The following is a 21,333-nucleotide window of genomic DNA, read 5'->3' as shown; positions in this document are numbered from 1 at the left end:
ACACGCATCATTTCCAATGTCCGGAAGACACAAAAAAGGGTTTTTCCAAACCTTGGAAAAACCCTCTCCAATGCCTGGAAGTGTTGATCAGCTCTCTTTTTTCATGGTCGCCAGCACGCGCAGACGCAGTGCATTCAGCTTAATAAAGCCGGTCGCGTCGGACTGATCATAGCCGCCGGCTTCGTCGAAGCTGACGAGTTCCGGGCTGTAGAGCGAATACGGAGATTTCCGTCCGCACACATGAACGCCGCCCTTGTAGAGCTTCACACGGACATCGCCCGTCACCGTTTCCTGACTCTGGACAATCGCCGCCTGCAGCATTTCACGCTCCGGCGCAAACCAGAAACCGTTATAAACCAGCTCGGCATATTTCGGGATAAAGCTGTCGCGCAGATGCATCACTTCACGGTCCATACAGATAGACTCCAGCGCACGATGCGCCGCCTGCAGAATGGTTCCGCCGGGGGTTTCATACACACCGCGGTCCTTCATGCCGGTGAAACGGTTTTCAACAATATCAATGCGGCCGACCGCGTGCTCGCAGCCCAGCGCATTCAGCTTTTTCAGCAGGGCCGCAGCGCCCAGCTTTTCACCGTTGACCGCAACCGGGATCCCCTTTTCAAAACTGATTTCAACATATTCAGCTTCATCGGCCGCCTGGCTCAACGGCTTCGTCATGCACCACATGTCCTCATCCGGCTCATTCCACGGATCTTCCAGAATGCCGCCCTCAAAACTGATGTGCAGCATGTTGCGATCCATCGAATAGGGCTTCGCCGCGGAAACGGTGGTCGGTACGCCACGCTCTTCGAGATATTTGACCATGTCCATACGGCCTTCGAACGGGAAATCCTCCGGCATGCGCCACGGGGCTATCACCTTGATATCAGGTTTCAGCGCGTACGCCGTGAGCTCGAAACGGACCTGATCGTTGCCTTTACCGGTTGCGCCGTGGCAGATGGCCTCGGCCCCTTCGGCGTTGGCAATATCGATCATGCGTTTGGCAATCAGCGGGCGGGCAATGGAGGTGCCCAGCAGGTAAGTGCCTTCATAAATCGCATTGGCCTGCATCATCGGATAGATGTACTCGGCCGCAAATTCGTCCTGCACGTCATCCACATAGCACTTCACCGCGCCATGTTTCAGGGCCTTCTCTTCGAGACCGTCCAGCTCTTCCTCCTGCCCCACGTTGGAACAGTAGCAGATTACTTCAGCATTATATTTTTCCTGCAGCCAGGTCAGCAGTACGGTCGTGTCCAGACCACCGGAATATGCGAGTACGACTTTCATTGTCATTTCCTTTCGTATCAAAAAAACAAACGCCGAAATCAGAATTCCGCCCGGCGCAATCTACAACGCAGCGCTGCTGCTAAAACGGGATATCATCTTCAAATTCGTCAAAGTCGGCCGGAACATCCTTATCCGAAACCGGCGGCTTATCATCGGCCGCAGGTGCCGCAGCACCGGACTCAATCTTCCAGGCCTGAAGATTGTTGAAATAGCGCCCGTTGTATTCGCGGCCGCGGACATCAAACGTAGCTGTCACTTCTTCTCCCACCTGAATGGAATCCAGCAGGCTCACTTTTTCCTGTACCACCTGCAGAATAATATCCTGCGGATATTTTCCGTCTTCCACGGTCACCACAAATTCACGCACCGTGAATCCGCTCGCAAAGGTTTTCGGCTCCAGGATCACCTTCACCTTACCGGTCAATTCATACGCCATATCTTATCTCCTTATTCAAATTCTATTCGCCCTCGCCGCACACACAGGGGTTGGGCGATTGCTCAGCCATTTCGTCATGCAGGTCCGCACAGGCTTCGCCGATCAGCTTCAGCGCCTGGTCGATTTCCTCCTGCGTCACATTCAGCGGGGGCAATAAGCGCAGGACATTACCTGCAGTGGCAATCGCAAGCATACCTTTTTCCTGCAGTTTTTTCTGCAGCGGTGCCGCCGGAACATCCAGCACCAGCCCCAGCAGCAGGCCCAGTCCGCGCACGCCCGCAATCCACTTTTTATATTTCATGGCGAGCTCGCACAGCCCTTCCGCAAAATAAGCCCCCATCATCTGGGTATTGGCCAGCAACTCCTCTTCTTCGATCACCTCGATCACCGAGAGCGCCGCCGCGCAGGCCAGCGGCGTGCCGCCGAAGGTCGTCGCGTGACGCCCCGGCTGAAAAATATCCGCCAGTTTTTCACCGGCCACAATCGCTCCGATCGGAACCCCGTTGCCCAGACCTTTGGCCAACGAAAAGGCATCCGGAATCACATCATAATTCTGGAACCCGAACCATTTACCGGTCCGGCCCATCCCGGACTGCACCTCATCGCACAGCAACAGAATGCCCCGCTCATCGCAGAGCTTCCGAAGGTCGGAAAGAAATTCCTGATCGGCCGGAATCACACCGCCCTCACCCTGAAGTGCTTCCACCAGTACCGCCGCGGTTTTAGATGAAATGGCCTCTTCCACCGAATCAATATCGTTAAACGTGGCGTAAACAAACCCCTGCGGCAATGGACCGAATCCAGTCTGCACTTTTTCCTGCCCGGTCGCCGTCAGCGTCGCCAACGTTCGGCCGTGAAACGACTGCCGCATGGTAATGATTTCATATTTCCCATGCTCGGATCCCCAGAGCCGAGCCAGCTTGATCAGCCCCTCATTGGATTCCGCCCCGGAATTGGAAAAAAAGCACTTCGCGCCGGGCAGCCCGGACCGCTCCGCCAGCTTTTTCGCCAGCACCGGCTGTTTTGCGTTGTAAAAAAGGTTGGATACATGAACCAGCGTTTCCACCTGATCCTGCACCGCACGAATCATTTTCGGATGACAGTGCCCGATATTTGTCACGGCGATGCCCGAGACAAAATCAAGATATTCATTCCCATCCGCATCCCACACATGGGCTCCTGCACCCTCCACCAAAGCCAGACCTGGCGCATAAGTGGGCATCAGGTAGTCTTTCTGTAAACGTTCTATTTCCCCTGCAGTCATTTTACTACTCCGTAATTTCGGTTCCCACACCCTCGGACGTGAATAATTCCAGCAACAGCGAATGCGGCATGGACGAATCAATAATATGGGCTTTCCGAATGCCCGATTTCACCGCGCCGACCATTCCTTTGATTTTCGGCAGCATTCCCCCGGCGATCACGCCGCGCTCGATCAATTCATCCACTTCACCCAGGTGCAACGATGAAATAATTGATGATTTATCCTCCGGATCCAGCAGCAGCCCCGGAACATCCGTCAGAAAAACCAACTTCCGTGCTTTCAACGCCACCGCCACAGCCGTGGCCGCATCATCTGCATTAATATTAAACAGCCGGCCCGCCGGCCCTTTGCCCAACGGCGTAATCACCGGAATAATGTCAGATTTCAGATACGCCTTAATCGGCTCAACATCAACATGGTTTACTTTCCCAACATAGCCCCAGTCAACTGACTCTTTGTGCCCGTTCGTGCCGGAGAGTTTTTCCACACGGATAATATCCTCACCGTGGATTCCGCGCGCTTTACCATGAAATTGCTGAATAATATCGACCAAATGCGGATTCACCTCACGATTCAGCACCTGCTCAACCACCCGGATCGTCGCCTCATCCGTAACGCGCAGCCCCTGCACAAAGTTCGGAGCAATCTTCGCTTCCTTCATCGCCCGGGAAATCGCTTTCCCTCCGCCGTGCACCACTACCGGAAGCATACCGATGCATTCCATAAAGGCAATATCCTGCATAATGCGGCGATAACCCTCTTCGCTCTCCATAATGCTTCCGCCCAGCTTCACCACCACCGTCTCACCGCGAAACTGCTGAATAAACGGCAACGCTTCAATCAGTCCTGCGGCCTTTTCAATATATCGTTCCATCTAAAACTCTCTCCTGTGCCTTGAATTCAGGACTTAATAATTGATGCGCACATACTCCTCGGTGCAATTACAGGTATAAACCACGGCTTCTCCGCCCCCAAGATGCAGATCGATGTTTATAGCAAAATCGCTCTGCGAAACCACCTTAATCAAATCCTCTTGTGCAACACCCGACTGGCACCCGCCGGCCACCGCCTGCGTGTCGTCGTAAAAGATATCCACCCGCTCTTCAACCACCTGCGCCTTCGAATAACCGACCGAATCCATTATCCGGCCCCAGTCCGGGTACGTACCCGCCCAGGCTGTTTTGTTCAACATAGAGTTGGCCACCGCCCGCGCCGCCAGCTCCGCATCGTCGTTTGACGCCGCGCCCGTCACCTTCACCGTCACAAATTTATCCGCGCCCTCGCCGTCGTGCACAATCATCATCGCCAGCTCAAAACATACTTTTTCCAAGGCCTGGAAAAACACATTCCATTCGGGAGAATTCTCATCCAGCAGCCGGTTTTCCGCCGCACCGTTGGCCAGCGCCAGCACCGTATCATTCGTACTCTGATCACCATCGATTGAAATCCGGTTAAAACTGCCGTCGACCGATTTTTTCAGCGCAGCCTGCAGCGCATGCTGCTCCACCGCGGCATCCGTCGTGATATACGAAAGCATCGTCGCCATATTCGGCTCAATCATGCCCGCGCCCTTCGCAAAACCGACGATTTTCACCGGCTTATCCTCGATCACGATTTCGGCCACCGAAACCTTCGGCCGCGTATCCGTCGTCATCATGGCCTCGGCCGTATTCTGCACATTCCCGATCGAGGCCGATTCAAACAGCGTTCCAATGCCCTGAATAATTTTATCCAGCGGAAGCTGCGGACCGATTTTTCCCGTGGAACAGACAAATATTTCCTGCGGTTCGCAGCTGATCACCTTGGCGGCTTCGGCCGCCATATCCTTCGCGGCCACCATCCCCTCAGAACCGGTGCATGCATTTGCAATCCCGCTGTTCATCACAATCGCCCGTGCCACACCGTGCGCAAGATGCGCCCTGCACACCTTGACCGGTGCTGCGCAAACCTGATTGGTCGTAAACACACCGGCCGAGGCGGCGGGCCGCTCCGAAAGGATCAATGCCATATCTTTTACACTCGCCGGTTTAATCCCGGCGGCAATACCTGCACACTTGAAGCCTTTCGGCAAATGGATTTCTGAATACATGTTCTGTTCCTTTACTTCCATAGATTGGAAGGCGGATTAAAATGATTTTCCGAAGGTTGGAAAACAAAAAAAGCCCCCCGGCTCCGGGAGGCTTTTGTCGTTCGCAGTCCGTAACGATTAACGTTTGGAGAACTGGAAGCGTTTACGCGCACCCGGCTGACCCGGTTTTTTACGTTCTTTCATGCGGGAATCGCGAGTAAGGAAACCGGCCTTTTTCAGTACCGCCTTCAGCTCATCGTCAGAACCTGCCAGTGCACGGGAAGCCGCATGAACCACGGCGTCGCACTGACCGGATTTCCCGCCACCCTTAACGGATGCGATAATGTCGTATTTGCCGGCCACACCAGCGCATTCGAACGGCTTTTTGAGCAGTTCCTGCTGGAGAGCCGTACTGAAATATTTATCAGACTCGAGACCGTTAACGATAATGTTACCGGAACCCTCAGTCATGCGTACACGTGCAACAGAAGTCTTGCGACGTCCGGTTGCGGCCAATGTCAGAGTATCTTTTGCCATGATCAATTATCCTGCTTAGAAGTTGAGGGCCAGTTCTTTCACCTGTTGCGCCGCGTGCGGATGCTCACCGCCGGCATAGACCTTCAGGCGCTTGAGCGTCTGACGGGACTGCCGGTTTGCCGGCAACATGCCTTTAACGGCCTGGGTGATGATGCGTTCCGGATTCTTCTCACGGATATCTTTGGCCTTTGTTTCGGTACGGCCGCTGGAATATCCAGAATAGTCCTGATAGATTTTATTATTCTCTTTGTTGCCGGTCAGCTTGATTTTATCAGCATTAACCACAACAACAAAGGCGCCGGTGTCAACATGCGGCGTGTAAGTGGGCTTATCGCGACCGCGCAGCGCGTCGGCAATTACTACAGCCAGACGGCCGGCCGGTTTGTCGGCAGCGTCGACAACATACCAGTCGCGCACAACATCAGCCTCTTTGGGCATAAAAGTTTTCATTTAAATAGTCCTCTAGCGTTGTTCGGTAAAAACACAAGGTGGGGGAAGTTATAGAAGGGCCCGGGTCATGTCAACCCCTGTAAGTGAGAAGTTTCCGGTTTTTCCACCGCCCGGAAACCTGCTATATAAATCGGCATGCATCTCATACTCACCAGCATTCGGCCCCGAAGACGTCCAACATGGCTTGGCTGGCTACTAATTGCAACTGCAATTCTCACGCTGGGTTTTGCTGCATTCAGCAACCTCTATCCCTTTCTATCCCCCGAATCCCCGCCACAAAAAGGACTTATGGTCGTTGAAGGCTGGATTCACGACCTCGCCCTCAATGACGCTGTCAAACTATTCAAATGCGGTGATTACGAGAAAATCGTCTGCACCGGTGTACCGATTGAAACCGGAAGTTACATTCAGCAATTTAAATCCTACCCCGAAATGACCGCTCAGCGACTTCGCAAAATGGGAATCCCCGAAGAACAGATAATCGTTACGATCGCTGATTCAGCAAAAAAAGACCGGACCTACAGATCCGCCGAAGCCCTCCGAGAAGCGCTCATCGCCCACAATCTTCCGCAAACCGACCTTCACCTGATCTCTGTCGGCGCCCACGGGCGCCGCAGCCGCATGCTTTTCCAAAAAGCTCTCGGCATCGAATACAACGTCGGCATCACCTGCCTGCCCCCCTCAGCCTATGAACCGGAAGACTGGTACAAGTGCAGCGAAGGAGTCCGCGAAGTCATCGGTGAATCAATCGCTTACCTCTACGCTAAACTGTTTTTCCACCCCTGATGAATCATTCTGAAAACAACCCTCTACTGTGGCTCACCATCCTCGCCCTCACAAAGCAGGCCACCCGTGACTGGCTCACCGGCCTGTACAACCGGCGCTACTTCGAAGAGACACTGAACGACCACCTCTCCGCCGCGCAGCGCTACAACAGGGAACTCAGTCTCATCCTTTTCGACATAGACCGTTTCAAGCAGATTAACGACACTTCCGGTCACGCTGCCGGCGACGCCGCACTCAAAGCCTTCGCGGATACTCTGAATTCGACCGCTCGCGCCGCCGACATCGTCTGTCGCTTCGGCGGCGATGAATTTGCCGTAATCCTTCCTGAGACCGGATCTTCCAATGCCTGGAAATTTGTTGAGCGTGTCATAGCCAAACAAAACCACCCCAGCGTCACCGCCGGCGTCGCCTCCCTGCCCTCGGCCGATCTCGTCCAAGACGCCGACGCGGATCTGATGCAGCGGAAAAATAACCCGTAGGGTCAGACCGCCGGGCTGACCGCAGCATGCCCGGAGCTCAAAACAAAAGAATCCCGGCAATCGCTGAGCCGATCACCAGCCATACCGGACTGACTTTCCATTTGGCTATCAGAACCAGTGCCGCAACCGTAATCCCCGCCGCAACCCAGTTCACCACCGCAACACGCCCGATCTGCCACGCTGCAGCAGCAATGAGCCCCACCACTGCCGGACGCAGCCCTTTCATCGCCGCCTGCACACCGCGCCGCTCATAGAAATGAAAAAAACAGAGCGCAAAACAGGTCATCAGCATCATACCGGGCAGCGCCACCGCCAGCGAGGCCACCAACGCTCCGGGAATGCCGCCGGTTTCATACCCCACAAACGTCGCCATATTGATGGCGATCGGCCCCGGCGTACTCTGCGAGATCGCAATCATATCCACGAAGCGCTCCGTGGTCATCCAGCCGCGCCGCTCCACTTCCTGCTGAAGGAACGAGAGAATCGCGTAACCACCGCCAAAAGAAAAACAGCCGATTACAAAAAAAGCATGAAAGAGCTCCAACAGCATGCTCACAATTCGTCTCCACCGACATTTTTACGAAAAAAGATACTCCCCAGAACTCCGCCAAACAGCATCAGCAACACCGGATGCAGCCCTCCAAAAACAATCAGAGCAAAAGAACTGACGGCAATTCCAAGGGCTGGAAGTTTTGACGCCGACTTTTTACCCACCTGCCAGACCGCCATAATAATCAACGCCACCACCGCAGCACGGATTCCGGAAAACGCCCTCTGCACCCACGGATGATCAAACCAGCGCGAAAGAAAGGCCGCAACCAGCAGAATAACCACCACCGACGGCGCAGCCATGCCCGCCGCAGCACAAGCTGCACCGGCCCATCCACGCTTCCGAAAACCAATCAGCGTGGACACATTCATTGCAATAATCCCCGGAACCGATTGCCCAAGGGCATAATAATCCACCATCTCTTCGTCGGAAACCCACCCCTTGGCATCGGCCAGCTCGGCCTTCATCATCGGAAACATCACATACCCGCCGCCAATCGTTACGGCACTGATCCGAAGAAAGGCAAAAAAAAGTTCCAGCAGTCCGGGACGCACAGCGTTTCCGAACTCTGGAACTTTTTTTTTCATGCTGTTTTTTCGTTTAGAACGTAATGCAGGAGGCATGGAGTGCATCAATCTGCTCAGCAATCTTATCAATTACTTCGCAGTCGGCCTTTTCGCTGATGCGCATCAGCGCCAGTGAATTTTCGCCGGAGGGATCATGCGGATTACGCATGTCAGAAATATTCAGCCCCGCATCCGCCAGTGCCCGGCCGATCTGACCGATGACGCCCGGCCGGTCTTTATAGATAAAGATGACGCAGGTTCCGATCGGCTCAAAATAGAGCTTATCGAAATCATTTATGCGCGAAATCATCATATTACCTTCAGCCACCGTTCCGCGGACACTGATACGCTGAAAAAGCGAAGCATCCACAGAGGTCGTTACATCCACGGTAATGGAATTTCCGTACCCTTTGGAGGTATCAGCATCGCGATTGAAATATTCAACTCCCATTTCCTTCAGATAGTCCAAGGCCGCGTCAAAACCGAGCGAACGGTCGAATCCATCGGAAAGAGCCGCCACAATCTGCACCAGCAGCCAATCGCCAAAGTTGGCAAGATCCCCGTAGAAGCTGGTTTCAATCAACTTCATCTGCTTGTTTCCGCCGGCAATTCCGCGGCAGGCATGCGCCAAGGCAAAAGCGAGCTCGGAATAGGCCTTATCGAGCCCCATCGGCACATCACGATTGACGACATAGGAGGCAATCCCTTTATCATCATAACCCATCAGCTGGGTAGCTGAACGATGCGCGGCATTCCAGTTTGCCTCAACGGTGCTGGCCCCCAGATGCGGAAGCATGATATCCGCAATATCGGCAATCGGCTTATCGCCAGCTTCATCCTTCGGATACACATCGTTCAGGAAGCGGATCCCTTTGTCGGCTTTCAGCGAACGCAGATCGTCTTCATTCAGAATACCGGCGCGTGCACAATTGATGATTGTAGCCCCGTTTTTCATGCGGGCGAACAGTGTTTTATTGATGATGCCGCGCGTTTCATCATTTTCCGGCATATGAAGCGAGATGTAGTCGCACTTTTCAAAAATCTCAGTCAGCTCCGCAGACGTCGCCCCCAGATCACGCGCACGCTCAGCGGAAAGGAAGGGATCGTAGGCCAGAACCTTAACTTCAAAACCGGCAAGTCGTTTGGCCACCAACTGACCGATGGCGCCGAACCCGACAATGCCCACGGTTTTTCCGGTGATCTCTTTGCCCATAAAATTTTTCTTTTCCCATTTTCCTGACCGGGTGGATTCATCAGCAGGAATCACGTGGCGCGCATCGGCCAGCATCAATGCAATCACCTCTTCAGCCACCGCATTGGCATTGGCACCCGGCGTATTCATGACATCAATATTTCTGGAGCGGGCATAACGCGTGTCAATGGTATTGTAGCCGGCACCGGCCCGGATAACCACTTTCAGAGAGGGCATGGCATCGATAATTTCCGCCGTCACTTTTTCGGAACGCACAATCAGAGCATGCGCATCGGAATGTTCGGATGCGAGAGAACGGAGGTCTGACGATTCATCCTGCACAACATTGTAGCCGCCGTGGGCTTCCAGGGTTTCGCGGGCCACCGCATTCAGCTTAGTTGGTATCAGTACCTTTTTCATTATTTCCTCTCGGTTTGGTTTGAAAAATGAGCGGCTGACACTAAGGAGGCTTCCCGCCGGAATCAAGCTTTGACAATTTTCATTTTTCCGGCACAGTTTTCACCCCTTATTTGGATGAATTTATGAAGAGACGACTACTATTGACCGGCACCCTCACCAGCACCCTGCTTTTCAGCGGCTGCATGGGCTACCAATTGGGCGGCACAACCCACGCAGGAATCAATTCGGCAGCACTGGCCCCGGTCATCAACAACACCTCCGAACCCGCAATTGAAACTCAGGTAACGCATGCCATGCGCAACCGCCTTCAGTTTGACGGCCGTATTAAACTGGTTAATCAGGTTGAACAGGCCGATGCCGTCGTGGAAATTACGCTGACCAAATACAACATACAGCCCATCGCCTATAAAACCGAAGAAGGCCAGCGCACCACACCAGACCTCTATCGCTTGCGTATCACCGGCAAGGCCGAGTTGCGCAGCACCGATACCGGCGAAGTGATCGCCAGCTCAGCAACTTACGGTGAATCCACCTTTTCATTCACCAGCGATCTCACCACCTCAAAGCGCAACGCTCTGCCCCCGGCAGCGGATGAAATTGCTAAATTTATGCTCGATGACCTGATCGAAGCGTGGAACTAGCACTCCTCGCCTGCTATACCACCTGCTAAAACATACGGGTATATTTTTACCACCCGCTCCGCTGGAGAACTCGGAGAACACAGAATCCTTCCTCCGTGTTTCCCTGGGTCCTCCGAGGTGAAACTTCGGAGATCCTGGACGACGAAGTATATACCGAGAAGTAATCAAACAGGGCATTACTCACTCAACTTCAGATATTCAGCGCCAACACCCGCCCGCTCGCAAACCTGCTTCCGGAACCGAGAACGTTTCTTCCAAAAAAAAAGCCCGCTCAAGGCGGGCCTTTTCCAAACACTGGAAGATTACTTAAGCAATCTTACGCAGGTTGTTTGCAGCATTGGTTTTTCGGCGGACTGCAGTGTTCTTTTTGATCACTCCCGCTTTAGCCGCTTTATCGAGCACGGAGCTGTAGGATTTCAGTGCGGCAGTACCTGCCTCTGCGTCCTTGGCCTCCAATGCTTCCATCATGCTGCGGCGCGCCGTTTTGATGCGGGTACGGACCTGCACATTGCGGTCGCGGCGCACCGTGTTCTGACGCATTCTTTTTTTAGCACTTTTAAGATTCGGCATTTCAAATACTCCGTTTTAACAAATTCGTTCCCGCAGTTCGGGAAAAGAGGTTGGGATAGTAGCGAAGCGGATTTTGAAGTCAACCCGCAAATCCCTCATTTTTATCAGTTAGCGCACAACACCCCAATGATCACGGAAGGGCCAGTAGACAAAAATGGCCGGTCCCTGGAAATCATTACGAGGAACACCACCGAAAAACCGGCCGTCGAGACTCATGTTCGGCTTGGTGTTATCGCCCATCATCAGATATTCATCCTCACCTAACTGGATAAAATCATCGGCCGTTTCCAACCGGGACCCCGGCGTAGTGCTGTGCCCCCCGCTGTATTTCGGATCGGTGGCAATGGTTTCAAACATCGGCGGTTCCGACACCACCTCACCGTCAGCAACCAGACGATGGTTCTGAATTTGGATTTTTTCGCCGGGCAGCCCAACCATGCGCTTAATGTAGAAATTATCCTTCCGGATCTGCGGATGATCCAGATGGCGCGTGGAAAACACGGAAATGTCACCCCGCTCCGGCTTCATCCAGTTATATTTCATTTTATTCACCAGGATATGGTCCCCGGCAATAACTTTCGCCGCAACAATGACATCCCCTTCATTGTAGTAGGGCTCACTGGTCCGCTGCTGGGCACTGCGCTCCGCAATCTGCCGACGCAGCTCCTCCTGCAGATAGCTCGGAAATTTATGCTCCTTTCCTCCGATCGTGATAATGATTTTATCGCGATCACCCCGCACATTCCGCTGCATGAAACGCCCGGAGGCTTTAGCACGAATCTCTTTATACGACGTACCGGTGATCAGCCATTTAGGAAATTTTGTCAGCGGATTATCAAAAAGCCCCGGTTCAGCCTGCTGTTCCACCGTAATGCCATTCAGCGTCGGCTGCATCGACCCCGTCGGAATTTTAAAGGGTTGAAAGAAAAATGCCCGGATTGCCATCGCGGCTCCGAGGGCCACAATCAACGTTTCAGTCCACTCCATCATCGGAGTTTTCCGGGCAAATGGATAAACCCGGTTCGCCGCTTCTTCCAGCGTCTGGACGGCGCGTTCAACATCGCCTTTGCCGGTCTTTTGTATCTCGAGCACGACGGCCTCGGCCTCAATCAATGCAGCCAGATCGGCCGGGTCGGCAATATCCTCACGCATGTGACGCGCATGCCGCGCCATATGCAGATATTCCTTCAGCTGCTTCTTCAGCTTGCGTTTTGCAAAATATCCAATCATTGGAACCTCAGTTCTAACCCACTAACCCGCATTGAATAACAAATTCTGATTTTTTCACAATGGAAACAAATCAGGGAAAATCAACGACCATTAGCGGGAATCACCTCTACTTGTTATTATTGGTTTTCAGAACGGCAATAAAGGCCTCCTGCGGAATATTCACCTTACCGATAGCCTTCAGCTTTTTCTTCCCTTCCTTCTGGCGCTCGAGCAGTTTGCGCTTTCGGGAAATATCGCCGCCGTAACATTTGGCCGTCACATCTTTTCGGTAGGCACGAATCGTTTCACGGGCAATCACTTTGCCGTTCACAGCAGCCTGCAGCGCGACCGCAAAGGCTTGACGCGGAATAACGTCGAGCAACGATTTACACATCTGCCGCCCGCGGTATTCCGCCTTCGAGCGGTGAACAATACTTGAAAAGGCATCCACCACCTCGCCGTGAATCATGATATCCATCCGCACCAGTTCAGACTCCTGATAGTCGGCATATTCATAATCCATCGACGCATAACCGCGCGAAATGGTCTTCAGCCTGTCATAAAAATCAATCAGTACTTCATTCAGCGGCATGTGGCAGGTCAGCATCACACGCGTTCCATCAATGGAATCGGTTTTCACAATCTGACCGCGTTTATCCATAATCAACGCCATCATATCGCCCATATAATCCGTCGGACAGATAATCGTCGCATTGATCATCGGCTCTTCAATATGCTCAATCAACGACGGATCCGGCAGATACATCGGATTATCCACCTCTTTGACCTCACCGTTTTTCAGCACCACCCGGTATTCCACGTTCGGATAAGACGATATAATATCGAGGTTAAACTCACGCCGCAGGCGCTCCATGATGATTTCCATATGTAGCAGACCGAGGAAACCACACCGGAAGCCGAAACCGAGCGCGATGGAGGATTCCGCCTGGAAAGTAAACGATGCATCGTTCAAGCGCAGCTTGTCCATGCTCGCCCCGAGCTTTTCATAATCCGAAGTTTCCACCGGATAAATGCCCGAAAAAACCATCGGATGGATTTCTTTAAAACCGGGCAACGGATCTTCGGCCGGATTCTTTGCCCGTGTAAGCGTATCGCCAATCTGGATTTCCGAGGCATCCTTCATATTGGCAATCACATAGCCCACAGCCCCCTCTTCGAGAATTTTGCACTTTTCCATCTCCGGCGTGAATACGCCGACTTCCTTGATTTCATAGTCTGTACCGGTGCTCATCACCCGGACTTTATCGCCGGCCTTCAAGGCCCCGGAAAAGAGGCGCATATATACCACCACGCCACGGAACGCATCATATTTAGAATCAAAAACAAGTGCGCGCGTCAGCTTATCCGCAGCCGGTATCGGCGGCGGAAAACGCTCCACCACAGCCTCCAGTACCGCTTCAATGCCGATCCCTTTTTTGGCACTGATCTGCAATGCCTCGGTGGCATCAATGGCCAGAATATCTTCAATCTGCTGCGAAACCTCATCGATATCCGCATTGGGCATCTCGATTTTATTGAGTACCGGAAGAATTTCGAGTTCGTTGTCGGATGCCAGATAGGTGTTCGAAACAGTCTGCGCTTCCACACCCTGCGCAGCATCCACCACCAGAATCGCGCCTTCACACGCCTGCAGACTGCGCGAAACTTCATAGGAAAAATCCACGTGTCCGGGGGTATCGATCAGATTGAAGGTATAGGTTTTCCCATCCTTTGCCGTATATTTCATCGTCACCGGATGAGCCTTGATCGTAATGCCGCGTTCCCGCTCCAGATCCATGGAGTCGAGCAACTGCTCCTTCATTTTACGTTGCTCAACCGTTTGAGTCAGCTCCAGCATACGGTCAGCCAGCGTCGACTTTCCGTGGTCGATGTGGGCGATAATCGAGAAATTCCGAATTAAACTAAGGTCGTTCATAAACTTGTGCAAAAGGTTCCAGGCCTCACGGGCTCACAAAAATTGATCGCACAAGCTACCCGAGCCCTGCCCTCAGGTCAATTTCCAAACCTTGGAAGCCGGGGTATGCACCCCGCCCCTCCAAAATCAGAATTCGATATTTACACGGGCATTGAGGATGTTCGCCATATAACCGGAACCGAAACGGCCATCCAAACCAATGGCATATTCATAAACTGTGCCCCGTTTATTTTCCGTCCAGAGCGAAAGAGCCGCACCAAGCTCAAACAGATCCGAAGCCGGTGAAACCATACCAAACGAATAACTCCCCGTTCCACCGTCAAGTGTGTAGCCCAGATTTTCCTCATCGCTGTTGAATTCATGCAACCATTTCACATGCACCTCCGGCATCAGTACCGAGTTACGCAACTCTTTCCGGAATACCGTTTCAACACCCAGCTCCGACTTGAAATTCCAACGATTGTAATCATCGACTTTTTTCACCACCGAACCGGAAGACTTTTCTTTATAACCATCCTGCATCCAGTTACCGCCGGACAGCCCCAGTGTCGGAGTCACAAAAACAGTATCCTGCCGATAAACCAGCTCCTTGCCGCCGCCGAGATAAAACCCGAACTGACTGGCATCAAAATCCGCTTCAGAATCAAAGTCCGTTCCACTGTTGTTTTCCACCGATCCCATGCCATAGGCCAAGCTCGCATCGGCAAACCAGGCTTTCGAACCGTAGGAGCCGTACAGAATACCGTAGCCCATATCGGATTCACTTTCATCGCCGTCATCCTGATCAATATCCGACATGGAATAGCCACCGGCCAAACCGACAAGCAGATCCCCAAAAGCTTTATCATATCCGACAACCACGCCATAGACAGACTGGTCATATCCGGAAAAGGAACCGTCGTCGTCCTGCTGCCCCCAACTACCGAAACCTTTGAACCAGAACTGAGCCTGTTCGCCCGGGAAATGCGGCCCATAAGTCCCCACCGGCCAATAGGAATCCGGAACAATGCCACGGTTCTGCACCTGCCGCATCGCCTCAAAAAGGCCTTCCATATGCATATACGTCGGTGCACCGCGATCATACAGCTGCGTCAGCTGCGCATTCTGCTGTGCGCCGCTCATCCCCCCCAGCACCTGAAGCTGATTAACAGCATGCTGATCTCCGCCGGAAGCAAGATCATCAATTTCGCCGGAGACTGCATACATTTGGGAATTCGTATCAAAACCGGCACTCACAGCCAGACTCTGCCGGACCAGCTCCATAAACAGATCATTTCCGACCACTGACATATCAATATTGAACAGCCCATTCTCAGCTTCGACATTCAAAACAGAGGGGTCACTCCCCCCGCCGATCACCAATGAAGACGATGCATTGACAATCTGCCGGGAATTGGTCACACCAACTGCAACATCGCTTGCCAGACCGGTAAACCGGATCGTTGCATTTGTTTCAAAATCTGCGTTTGCCACCTCAATCACCGGCGACGCTGCCGTCATACGATCAAACTCCAGCACGGAATCAGCATCCTGCATGTACGATCCCGCCACTACCGCAGCATCATCTTCAACCTGCAGCTTCGCACCGCCTGACACCGACAGGGTCTGAGCCACATCAAGCCGGGCCGAATCAGAAACGCGAACGGCATTTCCGGAACCAAGAACGGTCAGATCATTATCACCGGTATAATCAGCACTCCCTTCCAGCAGCAACAGGTTCCCCTGCCCCGTTCCCCCAACAACAGCATCTCCGGAAACCGCGAACGATCCTCCACTTACCCGTACCAGGTTATGATCGCCCTGATTCCCAAGTTCCAGATCGCCCGTAAATACAGAACCTCCGTTGGTGACCACCAACTGATTCATTGAACCCATTTCACCGATCGAAAGAACACCGGTATTATTCCAGACGGCATCATCAACCAGCAATATGCTGCCATCACCGGTCTCTCCCAGACTTGCTTCGGTCGAAGTCAGCGTCCCGCCATCCGCAACCTGCAGCACCGTTCCGCCATTTGTTGCACCGAGAGTCAGCGCATCAGCACCGACATTCCAGGAGCCTCCGCTCAACAGCAGGGTCTTGCTGCCATCGAGCGCATTGGTCATCCCCGAAAGCGCACCGGTCACCTCAAACGTACCCCCTTCGCCGAATACAAAGCCATTGACCGGAACCGCAAAATCATTGCTGGCCACCAGCCAGCCTCCATTTTCAAACGTAAAGGTATTATCACCGGCAATCGTCAGACCATCGGCGGCATTCAGCACCACCTTACCTCCATTACGCACCAGCACACTGTTATTGGAATTCGACACATGGCCCAGCACGAGCGAATCCGCCATCAATTGCGACCCGCTTCCAGAAACCGTGACCGCATTATCCACCGCATTGGAACCTGTTCCCACTTCCAGAGTCCCGATACGTGCGTCCCCGGAAATACTCAGCCGGCTCCCCGAGCTCGATGCACCGACCGCAACCATACCGGCTTCATTCCATGTGCCGTGCACCCCGAGGATCCGGTTGCTTTCCAGCCCGGTAACCCCCGATAATGCTCCATAAACATTCAAACCGCCGCCCGCGTTCCACACAAACCCGTTCGTCATTGCATTAAAATCAGCCTGAACATTCAGCGTTCCGCCATCGTTCAGTTCAAAATTGTTCGTTCCGACAATGATCAGTTCATCCAGAGTAACCTCACCGCCGTCATTAACCTCCACGACATTCATATGGTTACTGGCTGCACCCACAATCAACGTTTCGACCTCCAGCTCCGCATCGGCCACCACCAACAGATTGCTGTTCGCCGCTTCCGCATAGCCGACATAGCCGGTCACCGCCGAAACTTCAGCTCCATTCAGGATATCCATTCGGTTCGAAGAGCCGCCATAACCGATGGCCAGCAGTCCCCCGGCACTCAGCCCGCTGCCGTTCACCTCAACCCAGTTATTCTCTGCCCCTTCCTGCGCACCGATCAGAAAATTATTTGCACTGACCGTTCCTCCGTTGGTCACCACAAGGCTGTTGCCCGATCCCCCATCGCCGATCACCATATCTCCGTAAACACCGAATACACCGGCATCAACCCGCACCGCATTATTGTCCGCAGAATCCGAAAATCCGACCACGGCATTAGCTGCTTCCAGATACGATCCCTCCTGAATCCAGAGTCCGTTGCCAACCCCCTCCTCGCCAATATATATCATTCCGCTGACATCCATCGCCGAAGCCGACTCCAGCGTCAGCAGATTATTCGAGACCGACGATTCCCGACCGATGTAGGCTGCACCTGCCGACAGCGCAACTTTATCAGCAACCGTCAACGAGTTATCTGAAGTGGCCTCACCAACCGTTACTGCAGCCGCCCCCAGATCATTACTGGTTTTGAGAATTTTATGTTCCCCGTCTTTCACATCGATCTGCGCCCTTACAGCGACGGACAGGACCAGCACACCCGCAAACAAAACTTTCATTTTCATAAAATCCCCTATTTATCTCGATAAACAAATCGCAAAACAGCTCCAACCTGCCGAAATGAGCTCCATTTGAAAACCTAATTTACAAGCAGAAAACATACCCCACTCTTTCTAAAGTTACTAAGAAGAATATTTACCTGTAATACCTTCTTCCCCGGGTGCACTTCCAGACCTTGGAAAGGTTTGACCCGCTCCGGCGAAACCCTCATTATCCCGCGCCTATATGAAACATGAACTCACCAACGTAATTGAACACGACAATTTTCAGGGCGAATACCGCATTCTCCGGCTGGCCGCACCGGTTACCGGCCCGCAAGTCAAACCGGGACAGTTTCTCGGCCTTCAGGTCCCGAACCTGGGCGAACGGATCCTGCGCCGCCCTTTCAGCATCTATCAGGCCGATGCCTCCGGCGTGGCCGTTCTTTATAAAGCCGTCGGACGCGGCACCGAAGCCATGGCCAACATCCAGGTCGGTGACACCGTCAATATTATCGGCCCCCTCGGCAACGGCTATCCGGAACCGGACGCTTCAAAAACGCCGGTGCTCGTCGCCGGCGGCTACGGCAACGCCGCGCTTTATATTCTCGCCCAGCGGATGAAGAAAAAAGGCATCGCCTTCTTCGGAGGCCGCTCCGCCATCGACATTCTGCTCGTTAAAGAATTTGAAGAACTCGGCTGGGACGTACGCCCCACCACCGACGATGGATCGCTCGGCACGCAAGGTCTGGTTACCGACGCCTTCGATCCCTGGGCGAAAAAACAGGATTTCCAATCTCTGGAAGTCTTCTGCTGCGGTCCCAACCCGATGCTCAAAGCGATCGGCGACCGCGCCATTGCGCACGATTTCACCGCCTGGCTCTCGATCGACCGCCACATGGCCTGCGGCGTCGGCGCCTGCCTCACCTGCGTCATTAAACGGAAAACAGATACCCCAAAAGACTGGGAATGGTCGCGTTGCTGCAAAGACGGACCGATCTATGAATCACGCGAGGTGCTGTGGGATGAGTAAGCCGAATCTTGAAATTAAAATCGGTTCCATGACCATGAAGAACCCGGTGACGGTTGCATCGGGCACATTCGGTTACGGCCCCGAATATGCCGACCTCGTCGACCTCAACCGCCTCGGAGCCATCACCGTTAAAGGCATCTGCCCGGAAGAACATGTGGGCAATCAAACCCCGCGCACCTTCGAAACCCGTGGCGGCATGCTCAACGCCATCGGTCTTCCCGGCCCCGGCGCAAAAGGATTTATTCAAAAATATATTCCCTTTCTGAACCAGTTCAACACCCCTGTAATTGTCAACATCTGGGGCAAAGTCATGGAGGACTACGGGCGCATTGTCGACCTGCTGGATGCCGAAGAGGGCATTGATGCCTACGAAATCAATCTCTCCTGCCCCAACGTCAAAGAGGGCGGCTCCGCCTTCGGCACGGATGTTTCCACCTTTTCAAAAGTGATCGAACTCGTCCGCGCAAAAACTGAAAAACCGATTATTCCGAAACTTGCGCCCAATGTTCCAAACATTGGAAGTTTTGCCAAAGCGGCCGAAAATGCCGGCGCGGATGCCATCGCCATCATGAACACCATGCCGGCCATGGCCATCAACATCGACACACTCGAACCCGAGCTGGCCAACAAATTTGGTGGACTCAGCGGTCCGCCGATCAAACCGATTGCCATCAAACTCGTTTTTGATGCCGCGCAAAACTGCAGTATTCCCATCATTGGAATGGGTGGAATTTTCGAGCCCGAAGATGCCATCGAATTCCTGATTGCCGGTGCAACCGCCGTGGCCGTGGGCACTGCCAACTTTGTAGACCCAACCACCGTCGACCGCGTCATCAGCGGTATTGAACATTATTTGACCGCAAAAGGTCACGCTTCAGTATACGACATCGTCGGCACAGTGAAGGTATGACAAAAGTTAAATTCATTCTAACGTTATTTCTGGGCGCTCTTTTTGTGGGAGCCGTATTGGCCTATTCGTTTACCCAGCCGTTCTATCCGGATGCCGTGCAACAGGCCATTCCGCAGGAGGCCACATTTGTTTTCAAAGCCGAAAACCTCACCGAACTGCTGAACAGTCCGGTCTGCGGACAGATCGACAGTGCATTGGGCAGCGGAAATTCGCTGCGCGCCATTGCGGAGTCCAACGAGTGGAAAAGGCTGGCGACGGCATCTGAAATTGCAGTGGCGGATTTACCCTTCCGCAGCGCCGGCCGGCAGAAAACCTGGGCAGCAGCAAGCTGGGTGGGCTGGCGCAGTCCGTGGCTGCGCTGGAAACTCGAGGCGGCCGAAGGCGGAAAACTTCAGTTTCTCGGCAAGCATGCAGTATGGCCGGTCTGGGAGTTCGATGCTCCCGAACTTGCCGCCGGCCTGCACCTGACGTTTGCGCTGACCGACAATATTCTACTGGCATGCCTCTCTGAAAATCCGACTGATATTCTCATTCTGCTGGATACCTATGATGGTAAACTGGCGGCTTACAATCAGGAAAAATGACATGACAATTAAACTGATCACACTCTCTGTATTATCCGCCCTGTTGCTCGCTGGTTGCGCAACCAAAAAGTATGGCGAAGAAGAATTTCTTACAGAACGAGAACAAAAACAGGCGCTGGCGCGCACCAAAAGCCCTCAGTATTTCGGATTTCAGGCCTTCCCGGCCGCCGGAGGGATCGGTTTCCGCGGTTCGGTTCGGCTACACCCGAACCATCGGGCGGAAATGGACTTTATCGACCACGTTCCCGTCATTAAATTCCGCGGAAAAATGGCCCGCGATAACGGCAACGCCCTCTTGGATTTCAGCTCTCCGCTGACCAGAATGGAATATTCCACCGCCGAGAAATTCGGGGCCACCTTCATGAGCATGAATGAGGACTACATTCCCTATCGCGGCGAATTTGATGGCGATGTAAATGCCTATGCCGCCGTGATCGGCCAATTGCGTTTTGATCAGCTTTTTATGGAATCGGTTCCGCTCTATGTACGCATGTCGCGCGGGGCGCTGGGTCCGTTTGCACGTAATATATTCAAGCCAGACGTTCACATGGCCGTCGGCTGGGATATTCTCAGTCAGTTTGAAACCATTCAGATCAGTCTGCGCAAAGAAGTCGTGATTTTTTCTTCAAGTCATCCCTATACGCCACATGAAGACCTCCTGCTCTCTAAAGCGCGGATCAAATATGTTTCAGGCTACGGCCTCTGCGTAGACGGTGCCATTTACGGAAAAAAAACGCCAATCGTCATTGATATCGCCGGCGATTTTTATCTGACGCGCAGCGACAAAAAGGTGGCACAAACCAAGCAAGTCAGCATCGGCGATCTGGTAGTGCGCAAAGTCAATACCCAGCACTTTCCATTTCAGGGAGCTTTACCGCGGGCAGGACGCAGACTGCTGGAAAACTACCTGATCACCATCTGCCCGCAGCAGGGTGTGGTGTACATTGAACGTTATCCTGAATAAC

General features: G+C 53.2%; 21 protein-coding genes. 7 read left to right on the top strand and 14 right to left on the bottom strand.

Going from position 1 to position 21,333, the window contains the following annotated elements:
• Positions 1-87: 87 nt before the first annotated feature.
• The 7 genes from P9H32_RS12335 to rplM form a co-directional block, all read right to left on the bottom strand.
• Positions 88-1,290 (bottom strand): argininosuccinate synthase, encoded by a 1,203-nt coding sequence (locus P9H32_RS12335; protein WP_322609201.1) that lies wholly within the window; start codon positions 1,288-1,290, stop codon positions 88-90.
• Between the two features lie 79 nt (positions 1,291-1,369).
• Positions 1,370-1,726 carry a DUF3127 domain-containing protein gene (locus P9H32_RS12330; protein WP_322609200.1) on the bottom strand — a complete coding sequence of 119 codons (357 nt, stop codon included), beginning with the start codon at positions 1,724-1,726 and terminating at the stop codon, positions 1,370-1,372.
• A gap of 22 nt (positions 1,727-1,748) precedes the next feature.
• Positions 1,749-2,990, bottom strand: a complete 1,242-nt coding sequence (locus P9H32_RS12325) for an aspartate aminotransferase family protein (RefSeq protein WP_322609199.1) — start codon at positions 2,988-2,990, stop codon at positions 1,749-1,751.
• 4 nt (positions 2,991-2,994) lie between these two features.
• On the bottom strand, positions 2,995-3,864 hold the full coding sequence (gene argB / locus P9H32_RS12320; protein ID WP_322609198.1) for an acetylglutamate kinase: 870 nt from the start codon (positions 3,862-3,864) through the stop codon (positions 2,995-2,997).
• A 33-nt stretch (positions 3,865-3,897) separates the two neighbouring features.
• Positions 3,898-5,079 (bottom strand): bifunctional glutamate N-acetyltransferase/amino-acid acetyltransferase ArgJ, encoded by a 1,182-nt coding sequence (argJ, locus tag P9H32_RS12315; RefSeq protein WP_322609197.1) that lies wholly within the window; start codon positions 5,077-5,079, stop codon positions 3,898-3,900.
• 117 nt (positions 5,080-5,196) lie between these two features.
• Positions 5,197-5,595: a 30S ribosomal protein S9 gene (gene rpsI, locus P9H32_RS12310; RefSeq protein ID WP_322609196.1), complete on the bottom strand. Its 399-nt coding sequence runs from the start codon at positions 5,593-5,595 to the stop codon at positions 5,197-5,199.
• A gap of 15 nt (positions 5,596-5,610) precedes the next feature.
• A complete protein-coding gene (gene rplM / locus P9H32_RS12305; RefSeq protein WP_322609195.1) occupies positions 5,611-6,045 on the bottom strand; it encodes a 50S ribosomal protein L13 in 435 nt (144 codons plus the stop codon).
• Positions 6,046-6,180: 135 nt separating this feature from the next.
• On the opposite strand from rplM, the gene P9H32_RS12300 reads away from it, so the two are divergent.
• Together P9H32_RS12300 and P9H32_RS12295 are read left to right on the top strand one after the other, a co-directional pair.
• Positions 6,181-6,831 (top strand): ElyC/SanA/YdcF family protein, encoded by a 651-nt coding sequence (locus P9H32_RS12300; RefSeq protein ID WP_322609194.1) that lies wholly within the window; start codon positions 6,181-6,183, stop codon positions 6,829-6,831.
• Positions 6,831-7,310, top strand: coding sequence for a GGDEF domain-containing protein (locus P9H32_RS12295; protein WP_322609193.1), 480 nt, complete (start codon positions 6,831-6,833; stop codon positions 7,308-7,310). Before P9H32_RS12300 ends, P9H32_RS12295 begins: the two co-directional genes overlap by 1 nt.
• Positions 7,311-7,347: 37 nt before the next feature.
• On the opposite strand, the gene P9H32_RS12290 is transcribed toward P9H32_RS12295, so the two are convergent.
• From P9H32_RS12290 to P9H32_RS12280, 3 genes are read right to left on the bottom strand one after another with little or no spacing between them, the layout of a single operon-like run.
• The gene (locus P9H32_RS12290; protein ID WP_322609316.1) at positions 7,348-7,860 is read right to left on the bottom strand and encodes a chromate transporter; all 513 of its coding nucleotides are present in this window, start codon (positions 7,858-7,860) and stop codon (positions 7,348-7,350) included.
• Positions 7,861-7,862: 2 nt separating this feature from the next.
• Positions 7,863-8,447, bottom strand: coding sequence for a chromate transporter (locus tag P9H32_RS12285; RefSeq protein ID WP_322609192.1), 585 nt, complete (start codon positions 8,445-8,447; stop codon positions 7,863-7,865).
• A gap of 13 nt (positions 8,448-8,460) precedes the next feature.
• The gene (locus P9H32_RS12280; RefSeq protein ID WP_322609191.1) at positions 8,461-10,038 is read right to left on the bottom strand and encodes an NAD(P)-dependent oxidoreductase; all 1,578 of its coding nucleotides are present in this window, start codon (positions 10,036-10,038) and stop codon (positions 8,461-8,463) included.
• A gap of 122 nt (positions 10,039-10,160) precedes the next feature.
• Between P9H32_RS12280 and lptE the strand changes: the two genes are divergently transcribed.
• Positions 10,161-10,679, top strand: a complete 519-nt coding sequence (gene lptE / locus P9H32_RS12275; protein WP_322609190.1) for an LPS assembly lipoprotein LptE — start codon at positions 10,161-10,163, stop codon at positions 10,677-10,679.
• Positions 10,680-10,985: 306 nt separating this feature from the next.
• Here the strand turns inward: lptE and rpsT are convergent, their stop codons facing one another.
• The 4 genes from rpsT to P9H32_RS12255 form a co-directional block, all read right to left on the bottom strand.
• Positions 10,986-11,249, bottom strand: a complete 264-nt coding sequence (rpsT, locus tag P9H32_RS12270; RefSeq protein ID WP_322609189.1) for a 30S ribosomal protein S20 — start codon at positions 11,247-11,249, stop codon at positions 10,986-10,988.
• A 108-nt stretch (positions 11,250-11,357) separates the two neighbouring features.
• A complete protein-coding gene (gene lepB / locus P9H32_RS12265) occupies positions 11,358-12,479 on the bottom strand; it encodes a signal peptidase I (RefSeq protein ID WP_322609188.1) in 1,122 nt (373 codons plus the stop codon).
• Positions 12,480-12,585: 106 nt separating this feature from the next.
• Positions 12,586-14,394, bottom strand: coding sequence for a translation elongation factor 4 (lepA, locus tag P9H32_RS12260; RefSeq protein WP_322609187.1), 1,809 nt, complete (start codon positions 14,392-14,394; stop codon positions 12,586-12,588).
• Positions 14,395-14,520: 126 nt separating this feature from the next.
• A complete protein-coding gene (locus P9H32_RS12255) occupies positions 14,521-17,868 on the bottom strand; it encodes an autotransporter family protein (protein ID WP_322609186.1) in 3,348 nt (1,115 codons plus the stop codon).
• A 220-nt stretch (positions 17,869-18,088) separates the two neighbouring features.
• On the opposite strand from P9H32_RS12255, the gene P9H32_RS12250 reads away from it, so the two are divergent.
• The 4 genes from P9H32_RS12250 to P9H32_RS12235 are packed head-to-tail and all read left to right on the top strand — an operon-like array spanning position 18,089 to position 21,332.
• Positions 18,089-18,874, top strand: coding sequence for a dihydroorotate dehydrogenase electron transfer subunit (locus P9H32_RS12250; RefSeq protein ID WP_322609185.1), 786 nt, complete (start codon positions 18,089-18,091; stop codon positions 18,872-18,874).
• Entirely contained in the window at positions 18,867-19,784 is a 918-nt protein-coding gene (locus tag P9H32_RS12245) for a dihydroorotate dehydrogenase (protein ID WP_322609184.1), read from the top strand. Before P9H32_RS12250 ends, P9H32_RS12245 begins: the two co-directional genes overlap by 8 nt.
• A complete protein-coding gene (locus P9H32_RS12240) occupies positions 19,781-20,368 on the top strand; it encodes a hypothetical protein (protein ID WP_322609183.1) in 588 nt (195 codons plus the stop codon). Before P9H32_RS12245 ends, P9H32_RS12240 begins: the two co-directional genes overlap by 4 nt.
• A 1-nt stretch (position 20,369) precedes the next feature.
• On the top strand, positions 20,370-21,332 hold the full coding sequence (locus P9H32_RS12235; protein WP_322609182.1) for a hypothetical protein: 963 nt from the start codon (positions 20,370-20,372) through the stop codon (positions 21,330-21,332).
• Position 21,333 lies beyond the last annotated feature (1 nt).

The organism is Pontiella agarivorans (genome assembly GCF_034531395.1).
In the GTDB taxonomy this organism is placed as follows: domain Bacteria; phylum Verrucomicrobiota; class Kiritimatiellia; order Kiritimatiellales; family Pontiellaceae; genus Pontiella; species Pontiella agarivorans.
This window is presented reverse-complemented; position numbering and strand designations above follow the sequence as displayed.

Excerpts from the sequence above, each read along its gene's own strand:
- P9H32_RS12290 (WP_322609316.1), bottom strand. The coding sequence starts at position 7,860 with ATGCTGTTGGAGCTCTTTCATGCTTTTTTTGTAATCGGCTGTTTTTCT.
- lepB (WP_322609188.1), bottom strand. The coding sequence starts at position 12,479 with ATGATTGGATATTTTGCAAAACGCAAGCTGAAGAAGCAGCTGAAGGAA.
- P9H32_RS12325 (WP_322609199.1), bottom strand. The coding sequence starts at position 2,990 with ATGACTGCAGGGGAAATAGAACGTTTACAGAAAGACTACCTGATGCCC.
- argJ (WP_322609197.1), bottom strand. The coding sequence starts at position 5,079 with ATGTATTCAGAAATCCATTTGCCGAAAGGCTTCAAGTGTGCAGGTATT.
- rpsI (WP_322609196.1), bottom strand. The coding sequence starts at position 5,595 with ATGGCAAAAGATACTCTGACATTGGCCGCAACCGGACGTCGCAAGACT.
- P9H32_RS12240 (WP_322609183.1), top strand. The coding sequence starts at position 19,781 with ATGACAAAAGTTAAATTCATTCTAACGTTATTTCTGGGCGCTCTTTTT.
- P9H32_RS12330 (WP_322609200.1), bottom strand. The coding sequence starts at position 1,726 with ATGGCGTATGAATTGACCGGTAAGGTGAAGGTGATCCTGGAGCCGAAA.
- P9H32_RS12285 (WP_322609192.1), bottom strand. The coding sequence starts at position 8,447 with ATGAAAAAAAAAGTTCCAGAGTTCGGAAACGCTGTGCGTCCCGGACTG.
- P9H32_RS12235 (WP_322609182.1), top strand. The coding sequence starts at position 20,370 with ATGACAATTAAACTGATCACACTCTCTGTATTATCCGCCCTGTTGCTC.
- lepA (WP_322609187.1), bottom strand. The coding sequence starts at position 14,394 with ATGAACGACCTTAGTTTAATTCGGAATTTCTCGATTATCGCCCACATC.
- lptE (WP_322609190.1), top strand. The coding sequence starts at position 10,161 with ATGAAGAGACGACTACTATTGACCGGCACCCTCACCAGCACCCTGCTT.
- P9H32_RS12280 (WP_322609191.1), bottom strand. The coding sequence starts at position 10,038 with ATGAAAAAGGTACTGATACCAACTAAGCTGAATGCGGTGGCCCGCGAA.
- argB (WP_322609198.1), bottom strand. The coding sequence starts at position 3,864 with ATGGAACGATATATTGAAAAGGCCGCAGGACTGATTGAAGCGTTGCCG.
- P9H32_RS12335 (WP_322609201.1), bottom strand. The coding sequence starts at position 1,290 with ATGAAAGTCGTACTCGCATATTCCGGTGGTCTGGACACGACCGTACTG.
- P9H32_RS12255 (WP_322609186.1), bottom strand. The coding sequence starts at position 17,868 with ATGAAAATGAAAGTTTTGTTTGCGGGTGTGCTGGTCCTGTCCGTCGCT.
- P9H32_RS12245 (WP_322609184.1), top strand. The coding sequence starts at position 18,867 with ATGAGTAAGCCGAATCTTGAAATTAAAATCGGTTCCATGACCATGAAG.
- rplM (WP_322609195.1), bottom strand. The coding sequence starts at position 6,045 with ATGAAAACTTTTATGCCCAAAGAGGCTGATGTTGTGCGCGACTGGTAT.
- P9H32_RS12250 (WP_322609185.1), top strand. The coding sequence starts at position 18,089 with ATGAAACATGAACTCACCAACGTAATTGAACACGACAATTTTCAGGGC.
- P9H32_RS12295 (WP_322609193.1), top strand. The coding sequence starts at position 6,831 with ATGAATCATTCTGAAAACAACCCTCTACTGTGGCTCACCATCCTCGCC.
- P9H32_RS12300 (WP_322609194.1), top strand. The coding sequence starts at position 6,181 with ATGCATCTCATACTCACCAGCATTCGGCCCCGAAGACGTCCAACATGG.
- rpsT (WP_322609189.1), bottom strand. The coding sequence starts at position 11,249 with ATGCCGAATCTTAAAAGTGCTAAAAAAAGAATGCGTCAGAACACGGTG.